Below are 19,544 nucleotides of genomic sequence, written 5' to 3' on the forward strand. Positions count from 1 at the left end.
CCGGCCAGGATTCAACAGGGGCCGGTTACGGCCGGCGTCAGAGCTTGCGTGCCACCGCGCGGTGGCCGATGTCGCGGCGACACTGCATGCCGTCGAACTGGATCTGATCCACCTGTTCGTAGGCGAGCTTCTGGGCGCTCTTCACGTTGTCGCCGAGGGCGGTGACGCACAGCACGCGGCCGCCGCTGGTGCGCACTTCGCCGTCCACTTCGGTGGTGCCGGCGTGGAAGACGTGCACATCGTCGGAGACGGCGCTGTTCAGGCCGCGGATCGTGTCGCCCTTGCGGGGGCTGTCTGGGTAGCCGGCGGCGGCCATCACCACGCCCAGCGCGAAGCGGCGGTCCCATTCGGCTTCGATCTTGTCGAGCTTGCCGGCGATGGCGGCCTCGACCAGATCAACCATATCGGACTTGAGGCGCATCATGATCGGCTGGGTTTCCGGGTCGCCCATGCGGCAGTTGAACTCGACCACGCGGGGCGCGCCCTTGTCGTCGATCATCAGGCCGGCGTACAGAAAGCCGGTGTAGGGCAGGCCGTCGGCAGCCATGCCGGCCAGCGTCGGGTTGATGATCTCGCGCATCACGCGGGCGTGTACCTCGGGGGTGACCACCGGCGCCGGCGAGTAGGCGCCCATGCCACCGGTGTTGGGGCCGAGGTCGGCGTCCTTGAGGCGCTTGTGATCCTGGGAGGTGGCCAGCGGAAGTGCGTGGCGGCCGTCGGCCATCACGATGAAGCTGGCTTCCTCGCCGTCCATGAACTCCTCGATGACCACCCGCGGACCGCGCTCGTCGTACTGCACGCCGAGCGTGTTGTGGGTGAGCATCGCGTCGATGGCCTGGTGGGCTTCGTCGAGGCTCATTGCCACCACCACGCCCTTGCCGGCCGCCAGGCCGTCGGCCTTGATGACGATCGGTGCGCCTTCCTCGTCCACGTAGGCATGGGCCTCGGTGGAGTCGGAGAAGGTGCGGTATTTGGCGGTCGGGATGTTGTGGCGGATCAGGAACTGCTTGGCGAAGTCCTTCGAGCTCTCCAGCTGGGCGGCCAGCCTGGTGGGCCCGAAGATCGGCAGGCCGGCGGCGCGGAAGGCGTCGACGACGCCGGCGGCCAGCGGCGCCTCGGGGCCGACCACCGTCAGGGCGATCTGCTCCTTGCGGACGAATTCGACCAGTTCGGGGATTGCCGTGACTGCCACGTTGTCCACGCCCGGCTCACGGGCGGTGCCGGGGTTGCCGGGGGCGACGAAGACTTTCTGGATGCGCGGCGAGCGCGACAGCTTCCAGGCCAGCGCGTGTTCGCGGCCGCCGGAGCCGATGACGAGGATCTTCATGGACGGGTCCCGGATCAGTGACGGAAGTGGCGGAAGCCGGTGAGGACCATGGCGATGCCCTGCTCGTCGGCCGCGGCGATCACTTCGGCATCGCGCACCGAGCCACCCGGCTGGATGACGGCGGTGGCGCCGGCCTGGGCCAGCACGTCGAGACCGTCACGGAACGGGAAGAAGGCGTCGGAGGCGACCACGCAGCCGGGGATCACCAGGCCGGCGTTCTCGGCCTTGATCTTGGCGATGCGGGCGGAGTCGACGCGGCTCATCTGGCCGGCGCCGACGCCGATGGTCATGCCGTCCTTGCAGTAGACGATGGCGTTGGACTTGACGTACTTGGCGACGCGCCAGGCGAACAGCAGGTCGCCGAGTTCCTGTTCGGTCGGGGCACGCTTGGTGACGACCTTCAGGTCGGCCGCGGTGATCGGCGCGAAGTCGGCGCTCTGCACCAGCAGTCCGCCGCCGACGCGCTTGTAGTCGGGCTGCTTGACGGTGCCCAGCGGCACGATCAGCACGCGCACGTTCTGCTTGGCCTTCAACAGTTCGAGGGCTTCGTCGGTGTAGGCGGGGGCGATCAGCACTTCCAGGAACTGGGCGCTGACGGCTTCGGCGGCAGCGCGGTCAACCGTGGTGTTGAAGGCAATGATGCCGCCGAAGGCGGACGTCGGATCGGTGGAGAAGGCCTTCTTGTAGGCATCCAGCGGGCTGGCGGCGACGGCCACGCCACAGGGGTTGGCGTGCTTGACGATGACGCAGGCCGTGCTGTCGAAAGCCTTCACGCATTCCCACGCGGCGTCGGAGTCGGCGATGTTGTTGTAGGACAGTTCCTTGCCCTGCACCTGGGTGTAGGCGGCGATGGCGCCAGCGGGGGCTTCGGATTCCTTGTAGAAGGCGGCGGTCTGGTGGGGGTTCTCGCCGTAGCGGAGGTCCTGCACCTTGTCGAAGGCCAGCTGGAAGCGCTCCGGGTAGGCCTTCTTGGAGCCGTCGTCGGCCAGTGCGGTCAGGTGGTTGGAGATCGCGCTGTCGTAGCGGGCAGTGTGCGTGAAGGCTTTGCGGGCCAGATCGAAGCGGGTCTTGTAGGACAGCGCGCCGGCGTTGCCCTTCAGCTCGGCGACGATGGCCGCGTAGTCTTCCGGATCGGTCACGATGCCGACGCCGCCGGCTTCATTGCCGTGGTTCTTGGCCGCCGCACGGACCATGGTAGGGCCGCCGATGTCGATGTTCTCGATGGCGTCTTCCAGCGCGCAGTCGGGCTTGGCAATGGTGGCCTGGAACGGGTAGAGGTTGACCACCACCAGGTCGATGCGCGGGATGCTGTGCTCTTCCAGCTTGGCCAGGTGCTCGGGCAGGTCGCGGCGGGCCAGGATGCCACCGTGGACCTTGGGGTGCAGCGTCTTCACGCGGCCGTCGAGCATCTCGGGGAAACCGGTGTAGTCGGACACGTCGGTGACCGGCAGGCCGGCGTCGCGGAGGGACTTGGCGGTGCCGCCGGTGGACAGCAGGGCGATGCCGAGGGCGGACAGTTCGCGGGCGAATTCGATCACGCCGGTCTTGTCGGAGACGCTGAGCAGGGCTTGGGTGACTTTCATGGTGTTTCTCTGGAAGGCCGCGGGGGCGCCGCGGCGGTCAATGGAGGAAAACGGGGGCGCCGCCGCTCAGAGCAGTTCGTGCTCGGAGAGCTTGCGGCGCAGGGTGTTGCGGTTGATGCCGAGCATCTCGGCACACAGGGTCTGGTTGCCGCCGGCCTGCTTGAGGACGAACTCGAGCATCGGACGTTCGACGTTCTTGATCACCATGTCGTACAGGGCGTTCGGCTTCTCGCCGTCGAGGTCGCGGAAATAGGTGTCCAGCGCCCGGCAGACGGACTCGGCAATCTCATTGCTGGTACTGCTCATGCTGCAAGCTCCTGGGGGAATTCTTCGGGTTCGGCATAGACCAGGCGGCTGTCCCGGTCGGCGAGGCTGCCGAAGAATTCGTCGATGGCAGCCAGCTGTGCCTGGACGGTCGGCAGGGTGTTCATGGTCTTGCGGAACTGCGCGGAGCCGACCAGACCCTTGGTGTACCAGCTGATGTGCTTGCGGGCGATCTTCACGCCGGTGTCTTCGCCGTAGAAGGCGTAGAGGTCGGCGAGGTGCTCCTTGCACACCTGCAGGATTTCGGAAACCAGCGGGGGCGGCAGCTCCTCGCCGGTTTTCAGGAAGTGTTCGATCTCGCGGAAGATCCACGGGCGGCCCTGGGCGGCACGGCCGACCATGACGCCGTCGGCGCCGGTGTAGTCGAGCACGAACTTCGCTTTTTGCGGCGTGGTGATGTCGCCGTTGGCGATCACCGGGATGCGTACGCGGGTCTTCACGTCGGCGATGGTGTCGTACTCGGCGTTGCCGGTGTACTGGCAGGCGCGGGTGCGGCCGTGGATGGCGATCAGCTGTACGCCGGACTCTTCGGCGATGCGGGCGATCATCGGGGCGTTCTTGTTGGCCTTGTTCCAGCCGGTGCGGAACTTGAGCGTGACCGGGGTGTTGCCGGCAGCCTGGATGACCGCCTCGAGGATGCGGGCGACCAGCGGTTCGTCCTGCATCAGCGCCGAGCCGGCCATCACGTTGCAGACCTTCTTGGCCGGGCAGCCCATGTTGATGTCGATGATCTGCGCGCCGCGGTCGATGTTGTGGCGGGCCGCTTCGGCCATCATGGCCGGGTCGGCGCCGGCAATCTGCACGGAGATCGGTTCCACCTCGCCGTCGTGGTTGGCGCGCCGCTGGGTCTTGGCGCTGCCGTAGAGCAGGGAGTTGGAGGTGACCATCTCGGACACGGCGAGGCCTGCCCCCATCTTTTTGCAAAGCTGGCGGAAGGGACGATCCGTCACGCCGGCCATGGGCGCGACGAACAGGTTGTTTCGCAAGGTGAATCCGGCGAATTGCATCGGGGGAGGCACAACTGGGGAAAAGCAGCGCATTCTACCTCAAGGGCCCTGCGTCTGGCAGGTGCCGACTTCCCGCAATGAAGTGACTTAGTCCCTGCCGGGCAAGGGATTTCAGGGCACTTCGGAGTACTGCATGCGGCCTTGAATGCGTACCGCGTGAGCGGCCAGGCGCGGACCGTAGGTCTTTTCGTACTTGCGCGGGTTGGGCAGCATGACTGCCAGGCGGGCTGCCTGGGCGGGGGTCAGCTGGGCCGCGGAGACCCGGTAGTAGCGCTGGGCGGCAGCTTCGCAGCCGAAGATGCCATCACCCCATTCGACGACGTTGAGGTAGACCTCGAGGATGCGCCGCTTGTCCCACAGGTTCTCGATCATCACCGTGATGATGGCTTCCTCGACCTTGCGCAGGTAGCTGCGGGCTGGCGACAGGAACAGGTTCTTGGCCAGTTGCTGGCTGATCGTCGAGCCGCCGGCGACGGCCTTGCCCTTTCTCTGGTTCTTCTCGATGGCCTTCTGGATGCCCTCCCAGTCGAAGCCCTCGTGGTCCACGAACTTGTCGTCCTCGGCGGCGATCACTGCCCGCTTGAGGTGTACCGAGATCCTCTCGTAGGGCACCCAGCGGTAATGCAGCTCGGCATCGGGCTTGCGGACGACGAGTTCATCGCGGCGCAGGCTCATGAAGCTGGTTTCGGCGGGCGGCTCCCATTTCCACCACAGCACATGGCCGAGCAGCCACAACTGATAGGCGATGAGGAGCAGGACCAGCGCCAGCAGGCTGCGACGGGTCCAGCGCCAGAGGGTCTTCACCGCCGGGGCACCTACAGGGCCGCGCGCAGTTCGGCGAGAACCGGGGCGGTTGCGGGGCGGACGTCGCGCCACAGGAGAAAGCTCTCGGCCGCCTGTTCGACCAGCATGCCGAGGCCGTCGGCCAGGCGGGCGGCGCCTTGTTCGCGGGCGGCACGCATGAACGGGGTATCACCCTTGCCGTACATCATGTCGTAGGCCAGGCTGCCCGGCGCATAGAGGCCGGCCGGTAGATCGGGGGCCGCATCGGACAGGCTGGCGCTGGTGGCGTTGATGACCACGTCGAAATCCTGGCCGGCCAGATCGGCAAAACCGCAGCCCAGCGGGCGCAGCGGTCCGGTGGAGAATTCGTCCGCCAGTTCGGCAGCCTTGACGGCCGTGCGGTTGGCGATGGTGAGGCTGGCCGGCTGCGCGTCGAGCAGTGGCAGGATGGTGCCGCGGGCGGCGCCGCCGGCACCGAGCAGCAGCACGCGGCGGCCCGCCACCGGGCAGCCCAGGTTGACGGTGATATCGCGCAGGATGCCGGCGCCGTCGGTGTTGTCGCCGAGCACGCCGTCGGGGCCGAAAGCCAGGGTGTTCACGGCGCCGGCAGCCAGCGCCCGCGGGGTGTGGCGATCGGCGAAATCGAAGGCTTCGAGTTTGAAGGGCACGGTCACGTTGAGCCCGCGGCCGCCGGCAGCGCGAAAGGCCTCGACGGTGGCGACGAAGGCATCCAGGGGCGCGAGCAAGGCCTCGTAGCTCAGCGCCTGGCCGGTCTGCGCGGCGAAAAGGGTGTGGATGCGCGGCGACTTGCTGTGGGCGATCGGATTACCGATGACGGCGTAGCGGTCCATCGTGGGCTTATTCTTTCTTGGCGGACGTCTGCAGCATGTCCGAGTTGGTGAAGGTCCAGGTGCGGGTGATCTCGATCACGTCGGTGTCGCGCCGGATGTCGGGCGGGAAGGCGGCGTAGGGGGCGGCCAGCTGGACGATGCGCCGGGCTGCGTCATCCAGCACCTTGTGGCCGGACGAGCGGTGGATGTCGATGCTCTGCACGCTGCCGTCGGCACGGATCGTGACCGACAGCAGCAGGCTGCCGTAGAACTTGCCACGGGCCGCGTCCGGGTAGTTAAGGGTGCCGACCCGTTCGATCTTCTGGCGCCAGTCCTCGGCGTATTGGGCAAAGCGGTATTCCTGGGCGCGGGCACCGATGAACTTCTTGCGCGGCCGCGCCGAGTAATCCACCAGGTCCTTGTCGATCTGTGCCTCGATGCGGGCAACCGCCGCGGAGCTGTCGAGCAGGTCGTAGCCCGACACCGGGCGCGGTGTCTCGGTGGGCGAGACCTGCTGGTTGTTCACCGGCAGCGCGGTTCGGCTGCGGCTGGCGGTCATGGCCTGGGACTGGGGTGTTTCCGGTGTTTCACTGCGTCTTTGCGCCTCGACCAAGCTGTCGCCGGAGCGGGTCTGCTCCAGCGGTGGCAGCGGTGTGCTCGGCCGCCCTTCTGCCCCGTCGGTGCCGCCCGCGTCGAGATTGGTCTGGGCCAGCACGTCGGCCTGCTCCGGGCGTTCGGCGTGGCGCGAATTGACGAGCACGACTTCCAGGCCCTTGTCCCGGTGGCGTAGCTTGTCGGCGTCCGGCATCACGAAATGGAGCGACAGCAGGACGGCGTGCAGTGCCAGGGACAGGCCGACCCCCCATTCCAGCGCGTAACGCGCCGTGCTACCGGTAAAGACCGGCCAGGCGCCGCCCCCGCCGGTGGCGGGCGGTGCGCGTGACGGGGTACTCGGCTGCGGAGGCGGGGGGCGGCGCAGGGCTTGCATGGAAATCGGCGTCAGGCGGTGGCGGGCGGCGCTTCCGCGTTGGTGGGCGGCGGGGCGTCGGCCGTGGGCTCGGCGTCGTCGGGAAGCTGCACCTCGTCGATGGGGGGCGGATCGCCACTCGTTGCGGCCACGGTTTCCAGATAGGTGGCGTGGACTTCCACGTCCACCAGGTCGCTGCGCTCGATGGCCAGGCGTACCCGGGTGCCCGGTGGCAGGGTCGGCATCGACGGGACCTTGAAGACGAAGGGAATCTCGTCGAGGCGGACCAGGCTCTCGCGCAGCACACGGGCCGTCATCGGTGGGTGGCCGGCCTGGCGCAGCCAGCGTACGCACCAGTAGCGCTCCATGCCGCGCTGGAATTCGGCGTAGGCGGCGTAGGTGAGCTCGAAGTCGCGCATTGCGGCGATCAGTTCCGGCGACTTGGGCGGGAAGGTCGGCGGCGTGCCGCGCAGCCAGCTGATCAGCTGCCACTGGTTGACCAGGTCCACGTAGCGCCGCAGCGGTGAGCTGGACCAGGCGTAACAGTCGACGCCGAGACCTTCATGGGGCGCTGCGGCGGTGGTCATGCGGACCTTGCCGCCGGTCTGGGCCCGGTACAGGGCCGGAATACCGGCGTCGGCGAGGGCCTTGCCCCAGGTGCTGTTGGCGGCAATCATCAACTCGGCGACCAGCTTGTCGAGGGGCGAGCCGCGTGGGCGGCGGCCGATCTCGATGCGGCCGGGGCCGTCGTCGGTGCTGGCATTCCAGTCGACGCTGAAGTTGTAATCCACCAGGGTCTGGTTGGCGGCCGGCTTGCCGCGGCCGGCTTCGAGGACGGTGGCGAGTTCCCACAACAGGGTCAGCTCGGCTTTCCACGGGAAGTCGGGGCCGCCTTCCTCCAGCGTGGTCTCGTTGAAAACCGGCTCGATGTCGTGGTGGCGCAGGTTGGCGGCCACCGGTACGCGTTCGAGGTGCGAGCTGTGGCCGGTGACGATCAGGTCGCGGCTGACCTCCAGGTACAGGGACAGGGCCGGGCAGTCGCGCCCTTCGCCCAGCGTGAAGCGGGCGACCACATCGTCCGGCAGCATGGTGATCTTGTTGCCGGGCATGTACACCGTGGACAGGCGGTCGCGAGCGATGCCGTCCAGCGCCGAGTCGCGGCCGAAACCCAGGCCCGGTGCGGCGATGTGGATGCCGATACGCCAGCCGTCGGCGGTGGGGGTTACCGAGAAGGCATCGTCGATCTCGGTGGTGGCTGCGTCGTCGATGGAGAAGGCACGCACGTCGGCGAGCGGCAGGTCGGCGGGCTCGATGGGCGCTTCCACTGCCGGGAAACTGGTGCCGTTCGGGAAGTATTCGAACAGGAAGCGGTCGAAATGCAGCTCGTGGGACGACGCCAGCGCACCGCAGTCGAGCAGCAGGCGGGCCGCCGATTTGCCGTTCTCGGCACAGGCGGCCTCAAGGGCTTTGGTTTCGAGGCGGTTGCGATCCGGTTTGTAGAGCAGCTGGCGGATCAGCGGGCGGAGTTCGTCCGGCACCGTGCCGGCCAGCAGTTCGTCGCGCATGCGCTCGATGGCGGCGGCCTGCTGGCGTTTCTTTTCTAGGCCGGCGAGGGCGGCCTGCAGGATCTCGGCCGGCGCCTTGCGGAAGCGGCCCTTGCCCTTGCGGTGGAAGTAGATCGGTGCGGCGTGCAGGCGCAGCAGCACCGCCACGGACTCCACCGGGGTGGGCACATGGCCGAAGTATTCCTGTGCGAACTCGGCGAAACCGAATTCCTCGTCACCGCAGACCTCCCACAGGAATTCGGTGTCGAGGCCTTCCGCCTCGGTCTCGGCACGGTCGAGCAATTCGCCGGCCGAAGGCTGGGCGAAGCGCAGCAACACGTCCTTGCTCTTCAGCTTGAGGCGCTTGCCGTGGGGCGTTTCCACCTGCAGGGAGGCGTCGTTGTCGGTCAGGATGGTGCCGGTCTTGAAGGCACCATCCTCTTCGAAGAGCAGATTCATGGAATGGCCAAGCGGGAAAACAGCCGATTATAGCCAAGCCGGGCCCTGGCCCGGACGAAAGCGGTGTTTCGTCCGGATCAGGCCGGCGTGGCGACGAAGTCGTGGATCAGGCCGAGCAGCACGTCCTCGTCGTAGGGCTTGCCGAGGTAGTGATTGACGCCGATTTCCTCCGCGTAGCGCTTGTGCTTGTCGGCCGTGCGGGAGGTGATCATGATGATCGGCACGGCCTTCAGGCGGGCGTCGGCGCGGATGTTGCGGGTCAGATCGAAGCCGTCCATGCGCGGCATTTCGATGTCGGCGATGACCACGTCGGGGGTGACGGTCAACAACTGCTCCAGCGCATCGACCCCGTCCTTGGCGGTAACGACCCGGTAGCCTTCCCGTTCGAGCAGGCGGCCGGTGATCTTGCGCACTGTCAGGGAGTCGTCCACCACCATCACCGTCGGCTGGCTCGGTGTGTGGCTGCTGACTGCGAGCGGAGCCTCGTCGTCGTCGCCATCCGGGCTGCGACCGGCCAGCGCGACCGGGTTGAGGATCAGCACGATCTCGCCGTCACCGAGCACGGTGGCGCCGGAATAGCCCACCATGCGCGCATATTGCGGGCCGGCGTTCTTGACGACGATTTCCTGGTTGCCGCGCAGGGCGTCCACGTGCAAGGCGAGCGTTTCGCTGCCGGCCCGCAGCAGCAGCACCCAGTTGAAGCGTTCCACCTGGGGCTGCGAAACCTGATCGCCGAGGAGGCGGGGCAGGTAGCGGTAGCCGTAGTGTTCGCCGAGCCAGTCGGTGCCTTGGTCGCTGCGGATCTTCTCGAGGGCTGCGGCCTTCAGTTCGAGGACCTGGGCCACCATCGACGATGGGATCGCGAAGGTCCGGTTGCCGGCACGCACCAGCAGCGCCTGGGTGACCGCGAGGGTCAGCGGCAGGTGGATGCGGAAGGTGGTGCCTTCGCCGGGCGTGGTGTCCACGCTGATACGCCCGCCGACTGCCGCGGTTTCGCTCTTCACCACGTCCATGCCGACGCCACGGCCGGCCAGGCTGGACAGGCTGGCGGTGGAGAAACCCGGCACGAAGATCAGGTTGGTGAGGCGCTTGTCGTCGGCGTCCTCGTCGGCGGCTATCAGGCCGCTGTCGATGGCGTGCTGGCGGATGCGGGCGAAGTCGAGGCCGGCGCCGTCGTCGCGGAACTCGATCAACACCTCGTTGCCTTCATGGGCGATCTTGAGGGTGATCTGACCGATTTCCGTCTTGCCGGCTTCGCGTCGCGCCTCGGGCGTTTCGATGCCGTGGGCGACCGCGTTGCGCACCAGGTGGGCCAGCGGGCCGCTCATCGCGTCGAGCACGCTGCGGTCGATTTCGATCTGCCCGCCGATGATGTCCAGGTTGGCGCGGCGGCCGAGCTCCTTGGCGGTCTGGCGGACCAGGCGGTAGAGCCGCTCGGCCAGGCTGTCGAAGGGGACCATGCGCACGTGCATCAGGGATTGCTGCAGTTCGCGGGCCATGCGGGACTGGGCGTGCAGGGCCGATTCGGCGCCGTCCAGGTTGCGCAGCAGATTCTGCTGCACGGTGGTCACGTCGCCGACGCTCTCCGCCATCATCCGGGTCAGTTCCTGCAGACGGGTATAGCGGTCCATCTCCAGGGGGTCGAACTCGGTGTGCTGGGTTTCGACCTGGGACAGGCGCGACTGCATCTGGGTGTCGGCCTGAATCTCGACTTCGCGCAGCTGGTTGCGCAGTCGGATGACGTTCTCGGTGAGGTCCAGCAGGGAGCGGCGCAGGGTGCGCAGTTCGCCTTCGATGCGGGTCCGCGCGATGCTGATTTCGCCCGCTTCGTTGACGAACTGGTCGATGCGGCCGGCATCCACCCGCAGTTGGGCACGCGCGGCCGGACTGGCCGCTTCACCGGCTGGCAGCGGAATGATGTCCTCGGCCGGCGCTTCGCCCGCGGGCTGCGCAGGGGCGGTGGCCTGGCCGCTTTGCAGGGTGTCGAGGGTCTGGCGGGCCTGGTCGAGGGCGGCTTCGATCTCGTCCACGATGGCGATGCCGCCCGGATCCTGGGCCCGGGCACGTTCGAGACGGGTTTCCAGGTCGTGGAGGTTCTGTCCGAGGTTCATCGCGCCGACCATCCGCGCACTGCCCTTCAGGGTGTGCAGCAGGCGCGCCACGCCGGAGGCATGGCTCGTCTCACCCGGTGCTGCGCGCCAGGCACGCAGGGCCGTGTCGAGGTGGTCGAGCAGTTCGTTGCCTTCGTCGAGGAAGATCGGCAGCAGTTCGGGGTCGAGATCGTCGCGTAGCGGCGTGGCGGGCTGGCTGCTTTCCAGCTGGCGCACCGGGGCTTCTTCGCGAGGCCGCAGTGTGGCGGTGACGAGTTCGGGTGGAGCCGTTTCCGTGGGAACTCCGATGAAATCGGCGAGCTGGGATGCCAGGATGGCATCGAGCCGTTCAATCAACTCGGGTTCCGGTTCGGGCAGTACCCGGGCGCCCAGCTGGACCACCATGCTTTCGAGCGCCGCAGCGGTGTCGATCAATATTTCGGTCTGCTCGGCGGATGGTGCTTGGTCCAGATCGGCGAGACGTTGCTGGGCCAGCTCAAGGGCCTTGGCCAGCTGTTGCGGGGCGCTGAAATGGGCGGTGCCGGAAATGCCCGACAGGGTGTGGGCCGCGCGGATCGACACCGTCGGCGGTGTCTGCGTGGGATTGGCCGGCAGGCGGGACAGCTCCTGGCGCAGGGTTGCGACGTGCTGCCGGGCTTCGGCCAGATAGAGATCGAACAGCGGGCGGGACAGGGTGATTTCGCCCAGGCGGATTTCGTCCGGGCCGGTTGCCGTCTCGGGCTGAACGATGGCCTGCTCCTCCGCCGGCAGAGGCGCGGCAGAGGGCGCCTCCACCTCTTCGAGCTCCTCGAGGGCTTCCGTGGCGAACTCGATGTCTTCTTTCCCGGGAAGCGCCTCTTCGAGCACGGTTTCCACGGGATGTCCGCTAACAATTTCCTCCGTTTCCGTTTCCGTTTCCGGCGTGGGGGCCTGTTCGGCGGGCGGTATCTGGTCGAGGTCGAGGGCTTCAACAGTCTCGACCGCTTCGGGGATCTCGAAGGTGTCGGCGGCGACCGGCTCTGCTGTTTCGGCGTGCTCCTCCTCGGGGGACAGCAGCACCTCGATAGCCAGGGGTTCCGGCACGGCGGCCGGCTCTTCCCCGATGTCGAGGATCTCCAGCTCCTCGAGGGGCTCCTGCGTGGCGGCGTCGGGAGACTCGATCGCTTCCGCCTCCAGAGCCTGTACTTCTTCTTCGACGGGAAGGTCGAAGCTCAGATCGAAATCGACGGGGGTCGGAGCCGGCTCTTCTGCGATCGCTTCGGCCAGGCTGGCCTCGGACGCGGGCAGCGGCTCCGCTGGCGGCGCCTCGGCCCGTTTCGTTGCGGCGCGCGCTTCCTCGAAACTGAGGTCGGGGAAGTTGAGGTCGACGGTCTCGATTGCGCTGGCATGGGCTGCGGCGGCCAGCGTGAGGCTTTCGCCCAGATCGGTGGCGGCGAAATCCAGCTCGGGCAGCGTGATCGATGCTTCCAGGTCGACTTCCTGCGGCGCACTGTCGAGGCTGATCTCGGTCAGCTGCGGCTCCGCGGGTGTTGCGTCTGGCTGTGTCCGGGCGGCTTCCGGTGGCTCCGGGGCGGCGGCGGGCGGCGGCGCTGTTTCGTTGCGCAGGCGGGCAGCTTCGGCGAGCAGGGCGCTGACGTCCTTCTGGTGGCCGGCTCCGGCTTCGAGCTGGTCGATCCACGCGGAGAAGGCCTGCGAACCATCGGCAATCAGGTGCAGCAGCGGGCCGTCCACCGGCAGCTCGAGGCGTAGCCAGTGGTTGAGGGTCTGTTCCATCCCCCACGCAGCTTCGCCGAAATCCTTGAGCCCGACCATCCGGCCGCTGCCCTTGAGGGTGTGAAAACTGCGTCGGAGCGCAGTGAGTACTTCCGTGTTGGACGGCTCCTGCTCCAGCCGGGCCAGGTTGGTGGCGATGGCCGCACGGACGTCGATGGCTTCCTCGATGAAGATCGCCAGGAGTTCGGCGTCGATCTCTTCTTCGCTGGCATCCATGAGTCGGCTGGCCTCGGGGGACAGGGCCGGCGTCTCAGTGGTGGCGATGGGGGGCGTCTCGTTGAACAGTGCGCCGGCGTCGAGCAGGCTGAGAGCTTGGCGGGCCTGTTTCTCGAGTTCGGTGTCGGCGGTCAGCGACGCGTCCTGGCGCAGGCTCTCCAGGTTGATCTGGAGTTCGGTGCGCAGGCCGAAATCGTCCGGGTTGTCCTTCAGGGCCGCGGCGAGGGCGGCGGTTTCCTTGCGTTGCTGGGCAAGCTCGATCTCGATGCTGGTCGTCGACGGGCGCTGGACCTCGGCGTCGGGATGCAGGATGCGCTCGAGATCGGCCGGACCGTGCTGCAGGGCTTCGACGTAGATTCCGAGCGCCGACAGGCGATGGGCGATCTCTTCGAAATCCTCCTGGTTCGCGGATACGTCCTCGCTGGCGGACAGGGCGCGGATGCGGGCGGCGGCATCCTGCAGCAGGCGGACTGCCGCGTCCTCGTTGAGGACCGACAAGGCGCCTTCGATCTGCTTGAGGGGCTCGCGCACTGCGGCGAGGATGTCCGTGCGGGTCGGTGCACGGAAGAAACTGTCCAGGTTCTGCTCGACATCGCCGAGCGAGGCGAGGATCTCGTGGGCCAGCTGGCGGTTGAGGTGGCGGGTCTGGGTGTCGCCGCTGTCGGCGATCACCAGCGGGGACAGCTTCTCGCCCCGCTGATGGGCCTGCAGGCGGGCCACCACCTGGGCCAGCTGGGCGTCGCTGACGTCGTCGCTATGCTGGTGATTGTCCAGGCGGGCTTCCAGCAGCAGCATCGTCGTCGCCATGTCCATGGACAGGGCGTCGGTGAGCTGCAGCGGGTCCCGGCGCAGCCAGCGTGCAGTGGCACCCAGTTCGTCGAACAGTGTGGACACTTCCGGCTGGTCGATGGCCTGGGCCACTTCGGAGAGGGGCGCGATGGCGTCCTGGAAATGGGGCAGGCCGATGGCACTTCCCTTGGAGAACTGGTTCCAGGCTTCCTTGGCCTCGTTCAGGCCGCTGCGCAGCCTGCCGAGCAGCGGCGCCTGGGGCGTGCCGCTGATGGAACGCCTGCCCGCCGGGATCAGATGCTCGAGCCGATAGGCGGCACGGATCGTGTCGATGGTCGGCGAATGGGCGGTGGACACGGCGACCTGATACAGCACGTCGCGCATGAGGCGCTCGGCAACGACGCCGGAGCCTTCGAGCACGCGCCGCATCTGGGCATCGATGCGACCACACAGGCGCTTGCTGGCGGCGTCTGCCGCGATGCCCTGCAGGCCGAGGGCATCGAAGAATGCTGAACAGGCGAGCCAGAAGGCGCGTGCTGCGGGGACCGTCTGCAGGCTTTCGATGCCGCTGGCTGCCTCGCGCATTTCCTGCGGGCCGGCTGGGTCGTGGGGGGTGCGGAACCACTTCAGCAGTCCCCGTTCGAAGCGACTGCGCAGGCTGCGCAATTGCTTCGGGTCGTCGCTGTCGATGGCCGGGGTCGCAAAGTCGGGGCGCTGGCCCAGGTCGGGAAAGAACAGTTCGCTGGGCGTCGGCGTTTCCTGGCCACGGGCGGCGGCCAGCTCGCTATACAGGTCGAAGAGTCGCAGGGCCTGGTCGGGCTGGCCACGGGTCAGTTCGTCCAGATAGTTGCCAATGGCCGCAATGCAGCGGGCGGCCAGCTGGGAGATCTCGGGCGTGCTGGCGATCTGCTGGGATGCCAGCTCGCCGAGCAGGCGGTCGAGCTGGTCGGAGAACTGGGTCAGCCCGTCCAGCCCGACGATGGACAGCGCGCCGTGGGCCTGGTGCAGGTGGGTCTGGGCAAACTTGATCCGGCCAAGGCGGTCGGGGCTCGAGCTGGCTTCGGCCAGCGCATCCGCCGCCCGTCCGAGGGCCAGATCGATCTCGCCTTTGACCCAGGTCAGCGGACCCAGGTCGAGTTCGTGTGCAGGGCTCATCAATGGTTCTTCGGCGAAATCCGTGCGCTATCGGGGGCTCAGACCTTGAAGCCGGAGACCGAGCCCTTGAGTTCGACTGCCAGGTCGGCCAGTTCGCCGATGGATACGGCGGTTTGCTGGGTTCCGGTGGTCGTGCGGTCGGTGATGGCGAGAATGTTCTTCATCTTCTCGGCCACCTGGGTTGCTGCCTTGGCCTGGACTTCGGTACTGACCGAGATGCGTTCGATCAGTTCGGCGGTTTCGGCGGACACGCGTTCGATCTCCGCCAGTTCCTGGCCGGCGGTTTCTGACAGGTGGGCGCCATCCACCACGTCGCGGGTGGCGTTTTCCATGGCCGCCACGGCATCGCCGGTGTCGGTCTGGATGGTCTTCACGATCGCGCCGATCTGCTTGGTGGCTTCGGCGGAGCGTTCGGCGAGGCGCTGCACTTCTTCGGCAACCACCGAGAAACCGCGTCCGGCTTCGCCGGCAGAGGCGGCCTGGATGGCGGCGTTGAGGGCGAGGACGTTGGTCTGCTCGGTAATGTCGGAAATCAGTTCCACGATTTCACCGATCTCCTGGGAGGATTCGCCGAGGCGCTTGATGCGCTTGGAGGTCTCCTGGATCTTCTCGCGGATGTCGTTCATGCCCTTGATGGTGTCTTCCACCGCGGTGGCACCCTTCTGGGCCGCCTGCAGGGAGCGCCGGGCGACCCGGGCGGACTGAAGGGCATCTTCCGATGCGGCACTCATGGAGCTCGCCATGTTCTGGGCGGTTTCACCGGCCAGGCGCAGTTCCTGGGCCTGGCGTTCGGTGGCGGCCAGCAGTTCGTCCGAGGTCTGCTGGGCGGACTCGGTGGCGGAGGTCACGCGGATGGCGGCGTCGTTGATGCGGCGTACCAGCACCGAGAGCTCTTCAATGGTGTAGTTCACCGAGTCGGCGATGGCGCCGGTGATGTCTTCCGTGACAGTGGCACGGACGGTGAGATCGCCGTCGGCCAGGTCGCCCATCTCGTTCATCAGCCGCAGAATGGCCTGCTGGGTGTTGTTGCGCTCGGCTTCGGCGGATTCCCGCAGGCGTTCGGCGGCCAGGCGGCGGCGGGCGATGTCGTCGTTATAGGTCTTGGCCATCAGGGCCAGGCTGGCCAGGGTGATCAGCGCACAGAGGATGATCGCCAGGCTGACCCAGGTGAAGAAGCCCGTGTAGCCGTGGGTGTACGCATCGGTCAGCGCCGAGGTCTTTTCGAGCAGCGGGCCGGAGTTCTGGAAGATGTGGCTGCCGGCCTGCTTGGCCTGCACCAGCAGCTGGATGTTGCCGAGGATCTCCATCACCGAGGCCAGGTTGTCCTTGCTGACCTTTTCCAGTTCGCTGAGTTTGGCCTTGGCATCGCTGCCGTCGGCGGTCATCTTCTGCAGCTGTTCGATGAGGTCGCGGAAGGTGTTGGTGTCCTTGCCGAGCAGGAAGGCGACTTCCGGGTCGATGGCGTTGGCGACCAGCAGCGCGTTGGCGTTCTTGGCGATGCGCTGGGTCAGCATCACCACCTGGTTGGCGGTGGCGATTTCGCGGGCCGATGCGCCGCCCTGCAGCTTGAGGGAGGCGACCTGCTCGGACAGCTCGAGCAGCTGAGGGTTCTTGGCGTTGATGGTGCCGACGGACTTGCCGAGGCTGGTGAGGTTCTTTTCCTGGCCGAGCAGAGCGGTGGCGTCCTTGTCGGTCTTCTGCCACAGCTCGGTCACTGCGGCGAGTTCGTCGCTGGCCGCGCTGGCGCCGCCCGGCACGCTGGCGCCGTTGACGTCACCGCCGTTGGTCACGGCTTCGAGGAGGGTGTTGAACTGCTCGCGGCCGTTCTTCAGTTCGATGAAGGCCTTGGGGTCGCCCTGCAGGGTCAGCTGGCTGGCCTTGGCGATCTGCTGGGACAGGGTGCGCATCTCGCCGGCCGCGGTGACGTAGGCCGTGCCGAAGTGGCTGACGCGGATCTGGTAGAGGACGAAGGCTCCGGTCAGCGCGGCGAAGACCAGGAAGGGAACGCGCAGGATGCGCAACTGCTCGGTGGATGATTTGCCGGCCAGGAAGGGAAGCGGTGCCTTGATTGCACCCTCTCCTGAATCAAGAATCGTATCCACATTGCCGGCGGCGGGCTTGCTGTTGCCCTTCGACAGTCCTGGTAGCTTGAATGCCATATTGTCCTCTTCAGCGGATCGAGCCCGCTGTATCTCCCGAAATGAATTTCACGAAAGCGCGGCGTCCAGAAAGCGCGAGTGATTGAGCAGTGCTGATACCTTGAGACGCGTCCAGGAGCTTCCCCGGCTGTCCTGCATGCGTTCGCCGATCCACGGCTGGTCTTCGTCGGCGGGGGTCGGAACCGGGATGAAGTCTTCGATGGAGCGCAGGCCCAGCGCACGCGTTACCAGCAGGGCGCTGTTGAGACCGTGGCGCACACCGACGAGCAGCAGGCGGGCGTGGCCCACCGGCGCGATGGGCGGCTCGCCATGAAAGGCGGCGAAGTCGACGACGCTGAACAGGTTGCCACGCACACTGGCCAGGCCGCGAAACCAGGGGTAGGTCAGCGGCACGGGGGCCAGTGGTGGCACGGCCAGGATCTCGCCGGCTTCGGTGAGGTCCACGAGCCAGTTGCGACCACCGGCCTGGACGGCCAGCAGGGCCGAGGCCCGGTTGTCGCGGGCTTCGGCCAGACGCCGGGCGAGCCCGGCCTGGAATTCATGGAGACTGATCCGTTTTGCCATGGGATGCTCAGTCGAGGGCGCGGATCTTGTCGAGCAGCGCGGCGTGATCGATGGGCTTGACCATGTAGTCGAGGGCGCCCTGGCGGAGGCCCCAGATCTTGTCGGTTTCCTGCCCCTTGCTGGTACACATGATCACCGGGATGCTGCGGGTGCTTTCGTCCCGGGAGATCGTGCGGGTCGCCTGGTAGCCGTTGGTGCCGGGCATCACGACGTCCATCAGGATCAGGTCGGGGTGCTCGCTCTTGCTCTTCAGAACCGCCTCGTCGCCGTTTTCGGCGGTCACTACCTGGTAGCCATTCTTCACCAGCACTTCCGACAGGGCCAGGCGCTCCGTCGGGGAGTCGTCTACAACAAGGATTTTCTTGATCGGCATGGATGCTTCTCTTGCGGTCAGTCGTTGGCGGAGGCCCGGCCGGCTTGCGTGTGATTGGCCACGGAGCGCAGCAGGCTTTCCTTGGTGAAGGGCTTGGTCAGATATTCGTCGGAGCCGGCCAGACGACCACGGGCGCGGTCGAACAAGCCATCCTTGGACGACAGCATGATCACCGGGGTGGTCTTGAGGCGCGGGTTCTTCTTGATCAGGGCACACGTCTGATAGCCGTCGAGGCGCGGCATCATGATGTCCACGAAGATCAGGTCGGGGGCGTGGTCGGCGATCTTGGACAGTGCGTCGAAACCGTCTTCGGCCAGCACGACCTGACAGCCGGCCTGGGCGAGAAAGATCTCCGCGCTGCGGCGAATGGTGTTGCTGTCGTCGATGACCATGACCTTGATGCCGCTGAGATTCACCGGGGACCTCCGGAAACGGTTCGGATGGCGTGATCGTTATACATGGTACTGGTCTGGGGAGCGGTCAGATGGGTCAGATGGCAACCATCTCGAAGTCTTCCTTGCGGGCGCCGCATTCGGGACAGGTCCAGTTCGGCGGGATGTCTTCCCAGCGGGTGCCGGGCGGAATGCCCTCGTCCGGGGAGCCGGTTGCTTCGTCGTAGATGTGGCCACAGATCAGACACATCCAGGTCTTGTAGGGAGGATTTGCCATTTGGGTGCGGCGCAGTGATTTCGGCTAGAATCGCTTGGATCGTGAATGGTAGCGCAGTCGCAGTTAAATTTGTGCGTCCTTGTCTTTCCGAATGACTATATCCCGTAACGATCCTGGTCCTCCCCTAGTCCTTGTTTTTGCGGCATCCGATCCGACCGGCGGGGCCGGCGTGCAAGCCGACATTATGACATTGTCAGGCATGGGCTGCCACCCGTTGACTGTCATTACCGCGCTGACCGTGCAGGATACTGCCGGGGTGGAGGAGGTGCTGGCGATCGACGCCGATTTCGTTGCCGAGCAGGCCCGCGCGGTGCTCGAGGACATGCCGGTGCAGGCCTTCAAGCTCGGCGTGCTGGGCAGCGTCGACAACATTGCGGCGATCGCCGAGATCATTTCCGACTATCCCCACGTGCCGGTCATCGTCGATCCGGTGGTGGCCTCCGGGCGGGGGGACGAGCTGGCTTCCGAGGCCATGCTGGCAGCCCTGCGCGAACTGATCCTGCCGCAGGCAACCGTCATTACGCCGAACACCATGGAGGCGCGTCGCCTGGCCGACCTGCATCGGGACGAGCACGACGAGCGGTCTCTGTATGACTGTGCCGTCCAGTTGCTGAGCTCGGGTTGCGAGCATGTGTTGATCACCGGTTCCCACGCGCACACGCCCCAGGTCATCAATACCCTCTACGGTCGCGGCGGCGTGATCCGCGCCGACACCTGGGAGCGCCTGCCGGGCAGCTACCACGGTTCCGGCTGTACGCTGGCGTCCGCGGTGGCGGCGGCACTGGCCCACGGCATGGACATGTCGGCGGCCGTCCATGAGGCCCAGAGTTTTACCTGGAAGACGCTGGCGGCGGCCTTCCGGCCCGGCATGGGGCAACACATTCCCGATCGTTTTTTCTGGTCCAGGCCCAGCCTGGTGGACGAGGGCTGAG

15 protein-coding genes are annotated in these 19,544 nt (G+C 66.8%); 1 reads left to right on the forward strand and 14 read right to left on the reverse strand.

All coding sequences use genetic code 11. The annotated features are described in order from the left end of the window. Nucleotides 1-37: 37 nt before the first annotated feature. The 14 genes from purD to B4920_RS22360 form a co-directional block, all read right to left on the reverse strand. On the reverse strand, nucleotides 38-1,327 hold the full coding sequence (purD, locus tag B4920_RS22295) for a phosphoribosylamine--glycine ligase (protein WP_079436883.1): 1,290 nt from the start codon (nucleotides 1,325-1,327) through the stop codon (nucleotides 38-40). 14 nt (nucleotides 1,328-1,341) lie between these two features. Continuing rightward, nucleotides 1,342-2,910: a bifunctional phosphoribosylaminoimidazolecarboxamide formyltransferase/IMP cyclohydrolase gene (gene purH / locus B4920_RS22300; protein ID WP_079436884.1), complete on the reverse strand. Its 1,569-nt coding sequence runs from the start codon at nucleotides 2,908-2,910 to the stop codon at nucleotides 1,342-1,344. A gap of 66 nt (nucleotides 2,911-2,976) precedes the next feature. Continuing rightward, nucleotides 2,977-3,216 (reverse strand): helix-turn-helix domain-containing protein, encoded by a 240-nt coding sequence (locus tag B4920_RS22305; RefSeq protein ID WP_079436885.1) that lies wholly within the window; start codon nucleotides 3,214-3,216, stop codon nucleotides 2,977-2,979. Continuing rightward, nucleotides 3,213-4,241 carry a tRNA dihydrouridine synthase DusB gene (dusB, locus tag B4920_RS22310; protein WP_079436886.1) on the reverse strand — a complete coding sequence of 343 codons (1,029 nt, stop codon included), beginning with the start codon at nucleotides 4,239-4,241 and terminating at the stop codon, nucleotides 3,213-3,215. The genes B4920_RS22305 and dusB overlap by 4 nt, the downstream gene beginning before the upstream one ends. Before the next feature lie 111 nt (nucleotides 4,242-4,352). Next, entirely contained in the window at nucleotides 4,353-5,045 is a 693-nt protein-coding gene (mtgA, locus tag B4920_RS22315) for a monofunctional biosynthetic peptidoglycan transglycosylase (protein WP_079436887.1), read from the reverse strand. 11 nt (nucleotides 5,046-5,056) lie between these two features. Further along, entirely contained in the window at nucleotides 5,057-5,875 is an 819-nt protein-coding gene (aroE, locus tag B4920_RS22320) for a shikimate dehydrogenase (protein ID WP_079436888.1), read from the reverse strand. Nucleotides 5,876-5,882: 7 nt separating this feature from the next. After that, nucleotides 5,883-6,842, reverse strand: coding sequence for an energy transducer TonB (locus B4920_RS22325; RefSeq protein ID WP_079436889.1), 960 nt, complete (start codon nucleotides 6,840-6,842; stop codon nucleotides 5,883-5,885). A gap of 11 nt (nucleotides 6,843-6,853) precedes the next feature. Further along, entirely contained in the window at nucleotides 6,854-8,824 is a 1,971-nt protein-coding gene (locus B4920_RS22330) for an RNB domain-containing ribonuclease (RefSeq protein WP_079436890.1), read from the reverse strand. 77 nt (nucleotides 8,825-8,901) lie between these two features. Continuing rightward, a complete protein-coding gene (locus B4920_RS22335; RefSeq protein ID WP_079436891.1) occupies nucleotides 8,902-14,847 on the reverse strand; it encodes an Hpt domain-containing protein in 5,946 nt (1,981 codons plus the stop codon). Between the two features lie 38 nt (nucleotides 14,848-14,885). Then, nucleotides 14,886-17,006: a methyl-accepting chemotaxis protein gene (locus B4920_RS22340; RefSeq protein ID WP_079436892.1), complete on the reverse strand. Its 2,121-nt coding sequence runs from the start codon at nucleotides 17,004-17,006 to the stop codon at nucleotides 14,886-14,888. A gap of 48 nt (nucleotides 17,007-17,054) precedes the next feature. Beyond that, complete coding sequence (locus B4920_RS22345; protein ID WP_079436893.1) at nucleotides 17,055-17,570, reverse strand: chemotaxis protein CheW; 516 nt, start codon at nucleotides 17,568-17,570, stop codon at nucleotides 17,055-17,057. A 7-nt stretch (nucleotides 17,571-17,577) separates the two neighbouring features. Next, nucleotides 17,578-17,943 (reverse strand): response regulator transcription factor, encoded by a 366-nt coding sequence (locus B4920_RS22350; protein ID WP_079436894.1) that lies wholly within the window; start codon nucleotides 17,941-17,943, stop codon nucleotides 17,578-17,580. A 17-nt stretch (nucleotides 17,944-17,960) separates the two neighbouring features. Then, nucleotides 17,961-18,359: a twitching motility response regulator PilG gene (gene pilG, locus B4920_RS22355; RefSeq protein ID WP_079436895.1), complete on the reverse strand. Its 399-nt coding sequence runs from the start codon at nucleotides 18,357-18,359 to the stop codon at nucleotides 17,961-17,963. A 73-nt stretch (nucleotides 18,360-18,432) separates the two neighbouring features. Beyond that, entirely contained in the window at nucleotides 18,433-18,585 is a 153-nt protein-coding gene (locus tag B4920_RS22360) for a rubredoxin (RefSeq protein ID WP_216819992.1), read from the reverse strand. 118 nt (nucleotides 18,586-18,703) lie between these two features. Here B4920_RS22360 and thiD point away from each other — a divergent pair, with 118 nt between their 5' ends. Beyond that, nucleotides 18,704-19,543, forward strand: coding sequence for a bifunctional hydroxymethylpyrimidine kinase/phosphomethylpyrimidine kinase (gene thiD / locus B4920_RS22365; protein ID WP_079436897.1), 840 nt, complete (start codon nucleotides 18,704-18,706; stop codon nucleotides 19,541-19,543). Nucleotide 19,544 lies beyond the last annotated feature (1 nt).

This window comes from Zoogloea sp. LCSB751 (genome assembly GCF_002028455.1).
Lineage (GTDB): Bacteria > Pseudomonadota > Gammaproteobacteria > Burkholderiales > Rhodocyclaceae > Zoogloea.

Coding starts and splice junctions, on each gene's coding strand:
- purD (WP_079436883.1), bottom strand. CDS start 1,327: ATGAAGATCCTCGTCATCGGCTCCGGCGGCCGCGAACACGCGCTGGCC.
- purH (WP_079436884.1), bottom strand. CDS start 2,910: ATGAAAGTCACCCAAGCCCTGCTCAGCGTCTCCGACAAGACCGGCGTG.
- B4920_RS22305 (WP_079436885.1), bottom strand. CDS start 3,216: ATGAGCAGTACCAGCAATGAGATTGCCGAGTCCGTCTGCCGGGCGCTG.
- dusB (WP_079436886.1), bottom strand. CDS start 4,241: ATGCAATTCGCCGGATTCACCTTGCGAAACAACCTGTTCGTCGCGCCC.
- aroE (WP_079436888.1), bottom strand. CDS start 5,875: ATGGACCGCTACGCCGTCATCGGTAATCCGATCGCCCACAGCAAGTCG.
- B4920_RS22325 (WP_079436889.1), bottom strand. CDS start 6,842: ATGCAAGCCCTGCGCCGCCCCCCGCCTCCGCAGCCGAGTACCCCGTCA.
- B4920_RS22330 (WP_079436890.1), bottom strand. CDS start 8,824: ATGAATCTGCTCTTCGAAGAGGATGGTGCCTTCAAGACCGGCACCATC.
- B4920_RS22335 (WP_079436891.1), bottom strand. CDS start 14,847: ATGAGCCCTGCACACGAACTCGACCTGGGTCCGCTGACCTGGGTCAAA.
- B4920_RS22340 (WP_079436892.1), bottom strand. CDS start 17,006: ATGGCATTCAAGCTACCAGGACTGTCGAAGGGCAACAGCAAGCCCGCC.
- B4920_RS22345 (WP_079436893.1), bottom strand. CDS start 17,570: ATGGCAAAACGGATCAGTCTCCATGAATTCCAGGCCGGGCTCGCCCGG.
- B4920_RS22350 (WP_079436894.1), bottom strand. CDS start 17,943: ATGCCGATCAAGAAAATCCTTGTTGTAGACGACTCCCCGACGGAGCGC.
- B4920_RS22360 (WP_216819992.1), bottom strand. CDS start 18,585: ATGTGTCTGATCTGTGGCCACATCTACGACGAAGCAACCGGCTCCCCG.
- thiD (WP_079436897.1), top strand. CDS start 18,704: ATGACTATATCCCGTAACGATCCTGGTCCTCCCCTAGTCCTTGTTTTT.